The following is a 247-nucleotide window of genomic DNA, read 5'->3' on the forward strand; positions in this document are numbered from 1 at the left end:
TATCAATTAAGTGAATCCTTAAGTATTGATTTTGTTTTAGAGATGATTGAAGACCTTTTGATCAACCATGACATTTCAAAACAACAGAAAACCCTGATCCATTCCGACCAGGGCATTCACTATACAAGTATAAAATTTCAAAAATTACTCGCGGATAAAGAACTGCGTCAATCTATGTCACGAAGAGGAAACTGTTGGGATAACGCTCCCCAAGAATCCTTCTTTGGACACATGAAAGACGAAATAG

At 36.4% G+C, this 247-nt stretch carries 1 protein-coding gene; it reads left to right on the forward strand.

What is annotated here, in order from left to right; translation table 11 throughout:
- Nucleotides 1-247: DDE-type integrase/transposase/recombinase (locus tag ACYQ4S_RS13035; RefSeq protein ID WP_459771611.1), on the forward strand; the 247-nt coding region annotated here is incomplete at both ends.

It is taken from the genome of Alkalibacterium sp. s-m-28, from assembly GCF_054658175.1.